At 65.8% G+C, this 12580-nt stretch carries 11 protein-coding genes; 1 reads left to right on the forward strand and 10 read right to left on the reverse strand.

The window, feature by feature from the left end; genetic code table 11:
• Positions 1-6: 6 nt before the first annotated feature.
• The 10 genes from DMB86_RS15075 to DMB86_RS15120 all read right to left on the reverse strand — a co-directional run bounded on the left by DMB86_RS15075 (position 7) and on the right by DMB86_RS15120 (position 10745).
• Positions 7-534: a phage tail protein gene (locus tag DMB86_RS15075; RefSeq protein ID WP_113718523.1), complete on the reverse strand. Its 528-nt coding sequence runs from the start codon at positions 532-534 to the stop codon at positions 7-9.
• Between the two features lie 9 nt (positions 535-543).
• Complete coding sequence (locus DMB86_RS15080) at positions 544-2433, reverse strand: phage tail sheath family protein (protein WP_113718524.1); 1890 nt, start codon at positions 2431-2433, stop codon at positions 544-546.
• 260 nt (positions 2434-2693) lie between these two features.
• The gene (locus DMB86_RS15085) at positions 2694-3179 is read right to left on the reverse strand and encodes a hypothetical protein (protein WP_113718525.1); all 486 of its coding nucleotides are present in this window, start codon (positions 3177-3179) and stop codon (positions 2694-2696) included.
• A 4-nt stretch (positions 3180-3183) separates the two neighbouring features.
• A complete protein-coding gene (locus tag DMB86_RS15090) occupies positions 3184-4005 on the reverse strand; it encodes a hypothetical protein (RefSeq protein ID WP_113718526.1) in 822 nt (273 codons plus the stop codon).
• A gap of 445 nt (positions 4006-4450) precedes the next feature.
• Positions 4451-6130 carry a urocanate hydratase gene (gene hutU / locus DMB86_RS15095; RefSeq protein WP_113718527.1) on the reverse strand — a complete coding sequence of 560 codons (1680 nt, stop codon included), beginning with the start codon at positions 6128-6130 and terminating at the stop codon, positions 4451-4453.
• 184 nt (positions 6131-6314) lie between these two features.
• Entirely contained in the window at positions 6315-6746 is a 432-nt protein-coding gene (locus DMB86_RS15100; RefSeq protein ID WP_113718528.1) for a type II toxin-antitoxin system VapC family toxin, read from the reverse strand.
• Positions 6736-6963 carry an AbrB/MazE/SpoVT family DNA-binding domain-containing protein gene (locus DMB86_RS15105; protein ID WP_113718529.1) on the reverse strand — a complete coding sequence of 76 codons (228 nt, stop codon included), beginning with the start codon at positions 6961-6963 and terminating at the stop codon, positions 6736-6738. Before DMB86_RS15105 ends, DMB86_RS15100 begins: the two co-directional genes overlap by 11 nt.
• A 430-nt stretch (positions 6964-7393) precedes the next feature.
• A complete protein-coding gene (locus DMB86_RS15110) occupies positions 7394-8062 on the reverse strand; it encodes an RloB family protein (RefSeq protein ID WP_113718530.1) in 669 nt (222 codons plus the stop codon).
• A complete protein-coding gene (locus DMB86_RS15115) occupies positions 8059-9336 on the reverse strand; it encodes an AAA family ATPase (RefSeq protein ID WP_113719602.1) in 1278 nt (425 codons plus the stop codon). The genes DMB86_RS15110 and DMB86_RS15115 overlap by 4 nt, the downstream gene beginning before the upstream one ends.
• Before the next feature lie 227 nt (positions 9337-9563).
• On the reverse strand, positions 9564-10745 hold the full coding sequence (locus DMB86_RS15120; RefSeq protein ID WP_113718531.1) for an acyl-CoA dehydrogenase family protein: 1182 nt from the start codon (positions 10743-10745) through the stop codon (positions 9564-9566).
• Between the two features lie 213 nt (positions 10746-10958).
• Here DMB86_RS15120 and DMB86_RS15125 point away from each other — a divergent pair, with 213 nt between their 5' ends.
• Positions 10959-12425: a purine-cytosine permease family protein gene (locus DMB86_RS15125; protein ID WP_113718532.1), complete on the forward strand. Its 1467-nt coding sequence runs from the start codon at positions 10959-10961 to the stop codon at positions 12423-12425.
• Positions 12426-12580 lie beyond the last annotated feature (155 nt).

Genomic DNA, 12580 nt, shown 5'->3' on the forward strand with positions numbered 1-12580 from the left:
CGCCCATCACCCGTTCGCCGAACTCAGGGTCGGTTCCGTGGGTTCGGTGACGGAGGGGTCCCGTTCCCAGCCTTCGTTTTCCAGCTTGATGTGCGCAATGGCGACGGCGTTGGCGTTGGCGTCCAAGTCCGGCAGCGCCTGGTACTCGGAAACCCAGCAGCGGTAGATGTTGTAGGCGAGCACCTTCTGGCCGGCCTCGTTGTAGACCTCCAGGATGATGTCCTTGCGGAAGTCCTTGAGCGAGACTTCGGCACCGAGCCCCGAGCCGAAGTCCCACACCTTAGCCGCCCACGCCTCAAAGTCGGTGTCATGCGTGACGCCGCGTTCAATCGTGACGGCGTCAAATTCGGTGCGGCCCGGGGACTTCCTGGACGACGACGGGTCCCCGCCTTCGCGGTGCTTGACCACCTCCGTGGTGCGCTTGAGGCCGCCAACCTTGCTGACGCCGGCCACGTACCTCCCGTCCCACTTAATGCGGAACTTGAAGTTCTTGTAGGGGTCAAAACGCTGGGCATTGACGCTGAACTGGGCCATGGTCCCCTCCTAAACCTGCACCGCGCCGGCAATTTGCGCCAGCGTGATGACCACAAATTCGGCCGGCTTGAGCGGGGCGAATCCGACCAGGATGTTGACCACGCCCAGGTCGATGTCGTTTTGCGTGGTGGTCTCGCCATCACACTTGACGAAGTAGGCGTCCTTCGGCGTGGAGCCCTGGAACGCGCCCTGGCGGAACAGGTTGTGCATGAAGGCGCCGACGTTGAGCCGGATCTGCGCCCAGAGCGGTTCGTCGTTGGGCTCGAACACCACCCACTGCGTGCCCCGGTACAGGCTCTCCTCGATGAACAGTGCCGTCCGGCGCACCGGGAGGTACTTCCATTGCGAGGCCAGCTGGTCGTTTCCTTCCAGGGTCCGGGCGCCCCAGGCCACTGTGCCGGCGGCCGGAAAGCTGCGCAGGCAGTTCACGCCCAGCGGGTTCAGATTGCCGTTTTCGGCGTCGTTCATGGTGACGGTCAGGGCCTGCGCGCCATTCAACGTGGCGTCCAGCCCGGCCGGTGCCTTCCACACGCCCCGGCTGCTGTCGGTGCGTGCCATGATGCCGGCCATGGCCCCACAGGGGACCAGTTCTCCGGGCTGGCTGCCGCGCAACGGGTCCGGGGACAGCATCCGGGGGAAGTACAGGGCCGCGTAGTTGCTGGTGGTTCCGATCACGCCGGAGCGGAACTGCGTGACGGCGGTGGCCGCGTCGCCCCAAGCGTGCGGGGAGTCGAGCAGCAGGACGGCACGGCGCGACTGGCAGTAGGCCACGGCGTCCGGAACCAGCCCGGCGTAGTCGATGTCGCCGTCGTTCGGTCCGTTCAGGTAGGGCGGGATGCACAGCAGGTTGAACAGGTCGGCGTTGGCCAGGGCGTACAGGCCCGTCTTGCCGTCCTGCTTGCCGGGTCCGTTGAAGTCGGTGGTGGCCAGGGCGCCGCCGTCACTGGCCAGTCCGGCAGGGGCCACCACCGCGTTGGTGGCCGGCAGGGCCGGGATGGCGGGGGTGGGCGGGTTGGTGGTGTTGTCGGCCGGCACTTCGGCCACGGCGTTGTCGCCCCACTTGTCGAACTGGTGCCGGGAGGTGTCCGGGTCCGGGCTCTTGTCCGGGCGGGAGGCCGGAAGCCCGGCGGCCGTGACCAGCCCGGAGCCGCCGGCAAGCACCGCGTCCACCCGCCGCACGTCGCCGGGAAGCACCGAGACGTTCAGGAACGTCTCGACCTTGCCCGTGGTGCCGTCGCGGACCAGGAGGTTGAAAACGTCCGGCTGTTGCACGCCGTTGACGGTGACGTATTCCACCCGGGCCCGCAGGCTGTTGCCCCAGGCGCCGGGATACTTGGCGTTGAGCGTGAGGGTGGACATGGCGAGCTGCGCCGCGTCAAGCGGGGTGGCGGTCGCCGCTGCCGCCGTGGCGGCGTCCCCCACCGTGGCGGCTGTTGCGCCGGATGCGGTGGAGGCGGCCTGCGCGGCGGCGGCCACGACGTCCGCGGCAGCCTTCTCCGGTCCGCTGGAGTACGTGGCGGCCTTGGCGGCCGCCGCCGCGGCGGCGGCCTGGGCGCTGCTGCCCGTCGCCGCCGCCGCCGTGGCAGTTGCGGCCGCGACGGCATTGGCCCGGGCCGTGGCGTCTGCGTAGTTGTTGTGGAAAAGCCGCACCACGATGGCCCGGCTGCCGCCGTTGCGGTAAAAGTCGCGGACCGCGTAGCCCAGGGAACTGCCCAGCCACAGCCCGCCAAAGGTGCGCTCAAAATCGGAAAAGCTGTTGATGGTGACCGGTGCATCCACGGGTCCGCGGGCCGCCCTGCCAATGAAGGCGGTGATGGAAGTGGCCACACCCGTGATGGTGTGGACCCCGCTGGACACTTCGGTGACATAGACGCCCGGATAGCTTGTTGTGACTGGCATTGGATCCCCCACCAGAACTGGAGCTCTTAACTTGTCGGTGCTAAACGGGGGTCCTGATGCCGGGCCCGCCGTCGCGTTGAAAGACTCATGGCGACGCGATGCAGAATAATGCCTAGAATGCGCCGCAGCGGCCCATCGTGTCAACAAGAATCTTGGCCGGCGCGGATTGCGCAAATGCGTCCATGGCAGGCAAGCGCCCCGCGCCGGAGTCCGTCCGCGGCGCGGGGAATCCCACGGTCACGCTCCCGGCGCCGCGAACGCTACGTGACGTCAAACCACAACGTGTTCGACTCCCAGGAACCGGGCCGCCACTGCACAGAGTGCCGTCCGGGAGTGCCAAAAGTGTATTCCGTGATGTCGAAGTTGAAGTCGAGGCCGGGCCCCGGGGCCACCCGTCCGTCGTAGGACGGCGGAATGAGGGGATGGTCGTCCGCCGGGCCCTGGGGCGCGACCAGTTGCCCGTCGACGTATTCGCCGGTGACAGGTTTGGGGCCCATGGGATACACGGGGGCGTCCGCTGCCACGGACTCGCAGACATGGATGATCCTGACTGTCTGGCCGACCGTGCATGCCGGACCTTCGGCCAACAGGGTCAGCCGGTAGCCGCCGGCCGCGTGGCCCTTGTCCGCCGCTTGTGCATACCCTGCCGCCACGGCCTGGTCCGCCGGGGGCGCATCGACGATCCGCCCTCCCTCCCGGACGAACAGGTGGGGGCGCCCTGCTGGATTTTCCGGCGGATTTTCCACTGCGCTACGGCCTGACCACTACGTCTTCACCCTGGGACGGTGACGGCCCTGCGGCCGTGGTAAACCCGTTGACCGTGCAGGCGTGTGGGTCCTTTTGGAGCCGGAACACGATGCGCGTTCCGGTGACGGTGATGATGCGCCGGATGAGATAGCCCGAATTGGGGATGGCCGTCGGGGTGGTGACGCCGCTGCCGGGCGCTGTGAACGTGTCCAACTGTTCGCGCTCCATGCTGCCGTTGCCGCCAAGGTTGTCGGCGCAGTCGATAATCCTGGCCTTGCCTTCCGTGTGTTGGTCATCCGGGATCGGGAACCCCGCCATGTACCCGCTGTTGTTGCTGCGCCCAGACGGAACAGTCGCATAGGAACCGGTGTGGTTCAAGGAGGAGCTGACCTGTTCACTGTCCTGAACCGCTGCCATGTCGGCGTCATTGCCGGTTGACGACGTCAAGGTGATGGCGATGGCCATCCCCGCAACGTCGGGCCGGTCGATCGGGGTGTGCGCGGGCCCGTTGCGGACGGCCACGGGCACGGGGCCGGACGGACCGGCCGGGCCGCCGCCAAGGGCCGCCCCGATTCCCGCACCCAACGCCGCGCCGCCCAATCCGCCGATGACGGCCCCCGCCCCGCCGCCCAGCAGAAAACCTGCAATGCCGCCCACAACGGCACCTATGCCGCCGCCGATGAGGGCGGCCGTTGACCTGTCGTCGGTGGATTCCGCGTCCGTGACCGCCAGGCCGCGGCCGTCGCCGGGCCCGGACTCCGGAAGAAGCGCCATGGTGTGGCCGGCAGCCAGGCGTTGGGCTGCGGCCCCCCTGTCGGCCGCCATAGGCCGCGTGTACACCGGAATCCTGGAAAAGTCGTGCCCCCATCCGGGGTCCGCCGTGCCCGGACGGCCGTGATTCGCGGTCTGGTGTGCCGCAGGTCTGCCTGCCGGAAGTACCCGCAACGCACGGCCGGGGGCAGGCACGCGTTGAAACTGCCGCAAACTCTCCGATCCCATTATCGGCTCCTCGGCGTTGGCCGCGCGGCGCCCCAGAAGTGAAACCCCGCTTCGACCATCCCAGTATCTGCCCAATTCAGGAGGCCGGTCAACGGCGTGCGCGGCCATGGGGCGGCCGAAACTTTGAAGCTGCGCACGGCTGGCGGCTGACGGTGCGCCACTTCAAAAGTGGCGCGGTGCCGGCGAGCAACGGGGCGTATGAAATTTCACACGCCGTCGTCAGCCTGGCACGCCGCCGCCGCAGAAGACCGCAGAAGACCGCAGGAAAACGCTACTGCTCCTGCATGGGGATGCGGACGCCACGCTCGGCGGCCACCTCCACGGCCCGCTCGTAGCCGGCGTCGACGTGGCGGATCACGCCCATGCCGGGATCGTTGGTCAGCAGCCGGGACAGCTTCTCCGCTGCCAGCGGGGTCCCGTCGGCCACGGAGACCTGGCCGGCGTGGATGGAGCGGCCGATGCCCACGCCGCCGCCGTGGTGGATGGAAACCCAGGTGGCGCCGGAGGAGGTGTTGAGCAGGGCGTTCAGCAGCGGCCAGTCGGCGATCGCGTCGGAGCCGTCCTTCATGGCCTCGGTCTCGCGGTACGGGGAGGCCACGGAGCCGGAGTCCAGGTGGTCGCGGCCAATCACAATCGGGGCCTTCACCTTGCCGGAGGCCACCAGTTCGTTGAACAGCACGCCGGCCTTGGCGCGTTCGCCGTAGCCCAGCCAGCAGATGCGCGCGGGGAGGCCCTCGAACTCGACGTGCTCCGCCGCGGCGTCGAGCCAGCGGTGCAGGTGTGCGTTCTCGGGGAAGAGCTCCTTCAGGGCCTCGTCGGTCACGCGGATGTCCTCGGGGTCGCCGGAGAGGGCCACCCAGCGGAACGGGCCCAGGCCCTCGCAGAACAGCGGGCGGATGTAGGCCGGGACGAAGCCGGGGAACTCGAACGCCCTCGCGTAGCCGCCCTTGCGGGCCTCGTCGCGGATGGAGTTGCCGTAGTCGAACACCTCGGCGCCGGCGTCCTGGAATACCACCATGGCCTGCACGTGGCGGGCCATGGCGTTCTGGGCCTTCTTGGTAAAGCCGTCCGGGTCCGCCTCGGCCTCGGCGGCCCACTCCTCCACGGAGTATTCGGTGGGCAGGTAGGAGAGGGGGTCGTGGGCGCTGGTCTGGTCAGTGACAATGTCCACGGTGAACTCGCCGGCCTGGTGACGGCGCAGGATCTCGGGGAAGATCTCGGCGGCGTTGCCCACAACGCCCACGGACAGCGGGGTCTTCGCAGCTTTCGCCGACAGGACGCGCTCCAGCGCCGCATCCAGGTCCGGGGCCACCTCGTCCAGGTACCTCTTGCCCACGCGGCGCCGCAGCCGCTCCTCGGACACGTCCACGATCAGGCACGCGCCGCCGTTGAGGGTGACGGCGAGGGGCTGGGCGCCGCCCATGCCGCCGCAGCCGCCGGTCAGGGTCAGCGTCCCGGCCAGGGTGCCGCCGAAGCGCTTTTCCGCGATCGCCGCGAAGGTCTCGAAGGTGCCCTGCAGGATGCCCTGGGTGCCGATGTAGATCCAGGACCCGGCCGTCATCTGGCCGTACATCATCAGGCCCTCGGCCTCGAGCTTGCGGAATTCCGGCCAGGTGGCCCAGTCGCCCACCAGGTTGGAGTTGGCCAGCAGCACGCGCGGGGCCCAGACGTTGGTGCGGAACACGCCCACGGGCTTGCCGGACTGCACCAGGAGGGTCTCGTCGTCGTCGAGCGTCTTCAGCGTGGCCACGATCGCGTCATAGGCCTCCCAGGAGCGCGCCGCCCGGCCGGTGCCGCCGTAGACCACCAGGTCCTCGGGGCGCTCGGCCACCTCGGGGTCCAGGTTGTTCATGAGCATGCGCAGGGGCGCCTCGGTCTGCCACGACTTGGCGGAAAGGTCGGTGCCGCGGGCGGCCCGGATGGTGCGGGAGGGGTCATGCATCGTTGCCATGATGGTTTCCTTAGATGTTGGTCCGAAAAGTCCGGCGGGATTTCCCTTACTTCCATCCAACCCCCGCGGGCGCCGCAATCCTAGGCGTGCGGCAACCGTGGTGTCTGTGATCCAAGACAATGCGGCCGCCGTGGACGCACGACGCCGGGACCCCCGCCCTGGGCGGCCGGCCCACCCCGGCGGCTCACCCCTCCGTCGGGGACAGCAGAGCCACTCGTGGGAAGTAGGTGCGGTATCGGCGCGCGTCTCGGGTGAGCAGTCGGTAACCAGCCACCGCCGCGTGGGCACCAATGTAGAAGTCCGGCAGCGGCGATGACTTCGTGCCGCCGCGGCGACGATAGCTCAGGAAGGCCTTGCCGGCGAGGAAACCCGCCGGATACGGAAGTGGCTCGCGCCGAAACGCCGTCGTCGGCAGCACGTCATCCAGATCCTCGATCCGGTCGAAGCCGACGGACACCTCAGCATAGACGAGGGGATTCAGGACGGCCACGCCCTCATCCAGGACACGCCCAAGGGCCCGGCTGGACCACCGCGACCACACTGGATCGTCGGTGGCTATGTCGAGAAGCACGTTGGAGTCGACCAGCGTGACCCGCGGCCCGCCGTCACTCGCCACGCAGCAACTTCATCAGCTCGTCGGTTGTCTGCGTCGTCGTTGCCCGGCCGCGCAACCGGTTGACCAAGCGTTCACCTCTGCTCTGGCCGGGCGTTGAATGCACGATGCGTAGCGTGCAGCCGTCCTCGACGACGTCGACCTCGTCGCCCTCGTCAAATCCATGCCGGTGCCGCAACTCGGCCGGGATGGTCACCTGGCCCTTGCTGTTGAGCTTCACCTGCGCCTCCTGACACGTTGCTGACGTAATACATGATACGCCGACGGAGCGCCGATCAGGTAGCAGACAAGGGCGGACCCGGCAGTGGGCGCGAACCGGTTGTCCGTGCTCGGGACGCCTGAATAGGCACCTGAATATACGTGTAAGTCATGAATATCGTGTAAGTCGTGAATGTGTCTGTCCCATGCTCCGCGGTTGCCGATTCCATGCACCAGCATGGCCGCCGCCCACCCGGGCGAGGCGGCCGCCATCGGACCTTTACGTGAACGACGCGTTCCCCGTGATCGCCCGCCCGGCGACCAGGTGTTGATCTCACAGGTGCGTTGTGTCCCGGACGATGTTGGATTGCGCCACCTTATTGAACTGGGGCACGAAGACGTCACTCAGGAAAATGTCGGCATTCTGAACCGCGTGCAGGGCGATCCGGTTTTCAATCAGCGTCGCGGTGAACCCGGCCGCCCCCGGCTGCTTTCACCTTTGCATCGATGAGCGTTACGAGTTCATCAAATGATGAAGAGGGGTTGTCATGGGGGAACTTGGTGCCATCACCAAGATGTTTCTTGCGCAGCGACTGCGCCCTGCGTATTGCGTCCCTTCTGGCCGCCATGTATGTGGCGCCGTCAAGGTGTTTCCCGTCAGAACCATCCAGTCCCTTTCGAAGCCGGATGGCCTCGTCCGTGGAAAGGTGAGCCGTCTGGTCCCGATAGTGGAGGATCAACCACAGCTCAAAGCACGGATTGCTTATCGCCAAGGACACGTCGTTGTCGCGTGCCATGTTTGTGGCACGGTCAAGATATGGATGAGGCTTTGGGTGCTCGACGTCGAAAACACACCAGTAGAAGTCAATGTCCAAATCAACCCGGTGCTTTGCGGCACATGCCGACTCAACGAGATGCATGGGAGTCGCGCCAACCTCTTCGATCGCGATATCCACCGCAATCGTTTCCGCAAATTCCGGGAGGCGTTTTAGGGCGTCGATGTATTCCGGTTCAGTTGACTCACCTTCTGAGTAGATTCGAAAGGTGATGCGAACAGGCTTAGTTTCCGTAGTGCGTCTGAGCCTTTTGCCTCTCTGGTTGGCCCGGCCTTTGGCTGTCATCCTATGAGCCCCAGGTCGCGCAACACCCCGGGACGGGACACATCAGGAAGCGCTCCGAACCGTCCGCTCAGGTAGCCGCTTTCAAGATTTGCGGAACGTCTCACCCGCTCCCCTGCAAAATCAGAGAGCGCTGCAAATCTGGTGGAACCATTCGGGTTCTTTTCCGTAAGCCACACCTCGTCGCGATTTAGGTGATTGAGCAAGTTGGCGTCGTGGGACGTAAAAACGAGCTGCGCTCCATAAGGATTGGAGTTTTGCGCCTCAAATAGCTTGATCAATTGTGCCGTCAGCGTAGGGTGCAACCCTGCTTCTAGCTCATCGAAAATGACAAGGGCCCCGGTGCGAAGCGAGTTCAGTACAGGCCCAATAAGCTCGAACCAAGTCCGCGTTCCTGCAGACTCGTCCAGGTAGTCAAAGGATAAGCGCTCACTGTTCATCAAGTGAACAAGTCGAGGGGAGCGTCGAATGGCCGGCTCCCCGCTGCGAGAATGGATGGTGGTCTCCTCAATCTCCACATCCGCCACGCCGAGGTCGGCAAGCTGGAGGAGGGAAATTGCCTGTTGCCTCGTGGACTGCAATTCAGGCTCCGCCCCCAGCTCCCCCTCACCAAACAGGTTGAGCTCCTCATCCTGCGGTCGGTCAAAGACCCGCAGCGTCGAAACTACGGTTCCACCCAGGGGGCGCATACCGCGGTTCAGCGGCTGCCCCAGCGTGCTGAGGCGTAGAAGCTCCCGCGCAAACGACGACGTGTCTGGCTCATCGAACCTGCGCATGATGGACAGTGCCAGAGATCGGTCCGTCAGCAGAGACCTGGTGCCGGAAAGCTCCCCCAGGCCCCGCTGAAGAACCAGCTCGTTTAGGTTGCGCTCGAAGATCCGCCGGCGCCGCCCCTCCGGGTAGTGGAAAAGCGCCTCATAGCTGACGCGCTCTCGCCCGACGTCAAGCAGGTATTCAAAGCGAACGCCCTGCACTTCCATTTCAAGGACAAATGAGGAATCGCGGTGTTTCGCGTCCCCAAAAGCGAACGGCTCGACCGGGATTTCATCGTCCCAGCGGCGGAGGGAATCGCGGACCGCTATCCGGAGCCACGCAAGTGCCGCCAACACGTTTGACTTCCCCGAAGCGTTCGGGCCGAAAATCCCGGCAACAGGTACCAGCGACGCCCCGATCCTGGGATGGTCCCGAGCCTCACGCCGGTCGTCAATTGCAACCATTGACAGCTCCGCGGGTTCTAGTATCGAGCGAAAGTTCTCCACTTCAAATCGGATAAGCACGAGCCACCTCATTGCGGATAGATAAGTGATTTCGTCTACATCGTACCAAAACACCAATCTAAGTGCGCCAATGATGCAGATCAAAAACACGCTAGGAAAGCTGAGACCTGCCTTCCAAGGCCGTCCCCCAATTCAGGACGGGTGCAGCGGCGGAGGCTCGATGCCACTGACCGCCGCCCGCCCACTTGGCCGCCGCCCACCCGGGCGAGGCGGCCGCCGTCGAACTTTTACGTGAACGCAGCGATCCCCGTGATGGCGCGCCCGGCCACCAGCGTGTTGATCTCGTAGGTGCCCTCGTAGGTGTAGATGGCCTCGGCGTCGCAGAAGATCTTGGCCATCTCGTAGTCCACGGAGATGCCGTTGCCGCCCAGGATCCCCCGCCCCAGCGCCACGGTCTCGCGCATGCACTTGGTCACGAACGCCTTGGCCAGGGCGGAGTGCTCGTTGCGGGTGGTCCCGTCGTCCTCCATCTGGGCCAGCCGGACCATCATGCCCATCGACGCCTGGGCGTTGGAGAGCATGGTGACGAGCTGCTCCTGGATGAGCTGGAAGCTGGCGATCGGCTTGCCGAACTGGTGGCGCTCCACGGCGTACTTGCGGGCCACGTCAAAGGCGGCCAGCTGCATGCCCACGGCCTGCCAGCCCACCGTGGCGCGGGTGGTCTTGAGGACCTTGTTGGTGTCGCGGAAGCTGTTGGCTCCCGCCAGCTTGTTGAAGTGGGGCACGACGACGTCCGTCAGGACAATGTCGGCGTTCTGGACCGCGCGCAGGGCGATCCGGTTTTCAATGAGGGTCGCCTTGAAGCCGGGCGTGGAAGTATCCACGAGGAAGCCCTTGACCTGTCCGTCCGCCACGTCCTTGGCCCAGACAATGACGTAGTCGGAGAACGTCGAGTTGCCGATCCACCGCTTCTCGCCGTTGAGGATCCAGGAGTCCCCGTCCCGCACGGCCGTGGTCTGCGTGCCGCCGGCCACGTCGGAGCCGGCCAGCGGCTCGGTGATGGCAAACACGCCGGTCTTCTTCAAGGAGTAAATGTCCGGCAGCCACGCGGCCTTCTGCTCCTCCGAGGCCAGCAGCTCGATGGAGCCGGTGAACAGGCCGTCGTGGCCGCTGAAGAAGGTGCCGAAGGAGGCGTCCACGCGGTGGATCGCGGCCGTGACCATGCCGGCCAGGAGGTGCGAATGGCCCTGCCGGCGCACGGGACTGATCATGTCCAGCTCCGCCACGCCAGGGATCAGGTGGACGGGGAATTCGCTGCGGCCCCAGTATTCGCGGGAGATGGGGCGCACGTGGGCCTCCATCCAGTCGCGGATCTCGTTCAGCCGGGCCAGCTCGTTGGCTGGCAGCAGGCTTTCAAAAAAGAAGAAGTCGCCGTCAACGTACGGCAGGGCGGCGGCGGAGTCGCTCATGAGAAATTTCCTCCGATGGAAAGGGATCAGTGGGAAGGGGGTGTCCCTCGAACATAGCCGCAGCCCGCACCGGGATTGGGCCAGATCACAGAGAATGCCGCTTTGTCTGTGATCACAGACCGGATTCGTGAACCGCGTCACGGGGGGAAGCACCATCCATGCTCAGATGGGTAACCGAAGCAGGGCACCGCGAGATCCCATCGGAGGAACCACATGTCACGGATTCAAACAGTCAAGAAGTCAGGGCCGGTGATTGAACGCCGCTCCATCGACTTCGTGCCGCACGCCGAACGCCACGGACGGCCGTTTGGCCAGTTCACCCTGTGGTTCGGCGCCAACATGCAGATCACCGCCATCGTCACCGGCGCCCTCGCCGTGATCTTCGGCGCCGACGCCTTCTGGGGCATCATCGGGCTGTTCATCGGCAACCTCCTCGGCGGCACCGTCATGGCCCTGCACGCCGCCCAGGGCCCCAAGCTCGGCATGCCGCAGATGATCTCCAGCCGCGCCCAGTTCGGCGTATTTGGCGCCGTCATCCCGCTGGTGCTGGTGATCATCATGTACCTGGGCTTCGCGGCCACGGGCGCCGTGCTGGCCGGCCAGGCCGTGGGCCAGATCATCCCCACCGGCCATCCCGCCGTCGGCGTCATCATTTTTGGCGCCCTGACCGTGCTGGTGGCCACGCTGGGCTACAAATACATCCACCTGCTGGGCCGCATTTCCACCGTGGTGGGCATCGTCGGCTTCACCTACCTGGCCGTCCAGCTCTTCATCAAGCACGACGTCGGCGCCGTCATGGGCACGGGCAAATTCGCCGTCCCCACGTTCCTCCTGGCCATCTCCCTCAGCGCCGGCTGGCAGCTGACCTACGGCCCCTACGTGGCCGACTACTCCCGCTACCTGCCCGCCAACACCCCGGCCGGGCGGACGTTCCTTTCCTGCTTCTCGGGCGCCGTGCTGGGTTCACAGTGGTCCATGACGCTCGGGGCGCTGTTTGCCGCGATCGCCATGCCCAAGGGCCACGAGTTCCTGGACGGGCAGGTGGCCTTTGTGGGCGAGCTGTCCGGCGGCGGGGCCATTGCCGTGCTGATGTACCTGGTGATCGTGGTGGGCAAGCTGACCGTCAACACGCTCAACGCCTACGGCGGCTACATGACCATCCTGACCAGCGTCAGCGCCTTCACACGCCAACTGCGCTTCGCCCCGTGGGTCCGGTTCGCCTACGTGATCGGCTTCATCACGGTCTCCGTCATCATCGCCATCGCGGCGTCGGCGGACTTCATCTCCAACTTCAAGAACTTCGTCCTCCTGCTCCTGATGGTCTTCATCCCGTGGAGTTCCATCAACCTGGTGGACTTCTGGCTGGTGTCGAAGGAGAAGGTGGACGTCCCGGCGCTCTACGACCCCAAGGGCCGCTACGGCGCCTGGAACGTGCCGGCGCTGCTGACCTACGCGCTCGGCGTGGTCGTCCAGATCCCGTTCCTGGCCCAGTCCATGTACACCGGCCCCATCACTCCCCTGCTGGGCGGCGCGGACATCTCCTGGCTGGTGGGCCTGGTGGTCACCGCGGCGGTCTACTACCCGGTGGCCAAAAAGTTCCAGCGCCCGCCGGCGGAAATGGTCTACCCGGCGGCCGATTACCAACTGGCCGAGACCTCCGCGGTCGAGCCTGTCGCATAGGCGCCGGAGCCCCCGGCGGTCGAGCCTGTCGAGACCCCGTCGGTCGAGCCTGTCGAGACCCCGTCGGTCGAGCCTGTCGAGACCCAAGGAGCAACAACTCCGGAACCCCGCGCACTCGTCGCCACACTCCCCGTCTATTCGACAGCCGGCGGGAG

Source organism: Arthrobacter dokdonellae, assembly GCF_003268655.1.
Taxonomy (GTDB): Bacteria; Actinomycetota; Actinomycetes; order Actinomycetales; family Micrococcaceae; genus Specibacter; species Specibacter dokdonellae.

Excerpts from the sequence above, each read along its gene's own strand:
- DMB86_RS15075 (WP_113718523.1), bottom strand. The coding sequence starts at position 534 with ATGGCCCAGTTCAGCGTCAATGCCCAGCGTTTTGACCCCTACAAGAAC.
- DMB86_RS15080 (WP_113718524.1), bottom strand. The coding sequence starts at position 2,433 with ATGCCAGTCACAACAAGCTATCCGGGCGTCTATGTCACCGAAGTGTCC.
- DMB86_RS15090 (WP_113718526.1), bottom strand. The coding sequence starts at position 4,005 with ATGGCGGCCGACAGGGGGGCCGCAGCCCAACGCCTGGCTGCCGGCCAC.
- hutU (WP_113718527.1), bottom strand. The coding sequence starts at position 6,130 with ATGGCAACGATGCATGACCCCTCCCGCACCATCCGGGCCGCCCGCGGC.
- DMB86_RS15110 (WP_113718530.1), bottom strand. The coding sequence starts at position 8,062 with ATGACAGCCAAAGGCCGGGCCAACCAGAGAGGCAAAAGGCTCAGACGC.
- DMB86_RS15120 (WP_113718531.1), bottom strand. The coding sequence starts at position 10,745 with ATGAGCGACTCCGCCGCCGCCCTGCCGTACGTTGACGGCGACTTCTTC.
- DMB86_RS15125 (WP_113718532.1), top strand. The coding sequence starts at position 10,959 with ATGTCACGGATTCAAACAGTCAAGAAGTCAGGGCCGGTGATTGAACGC.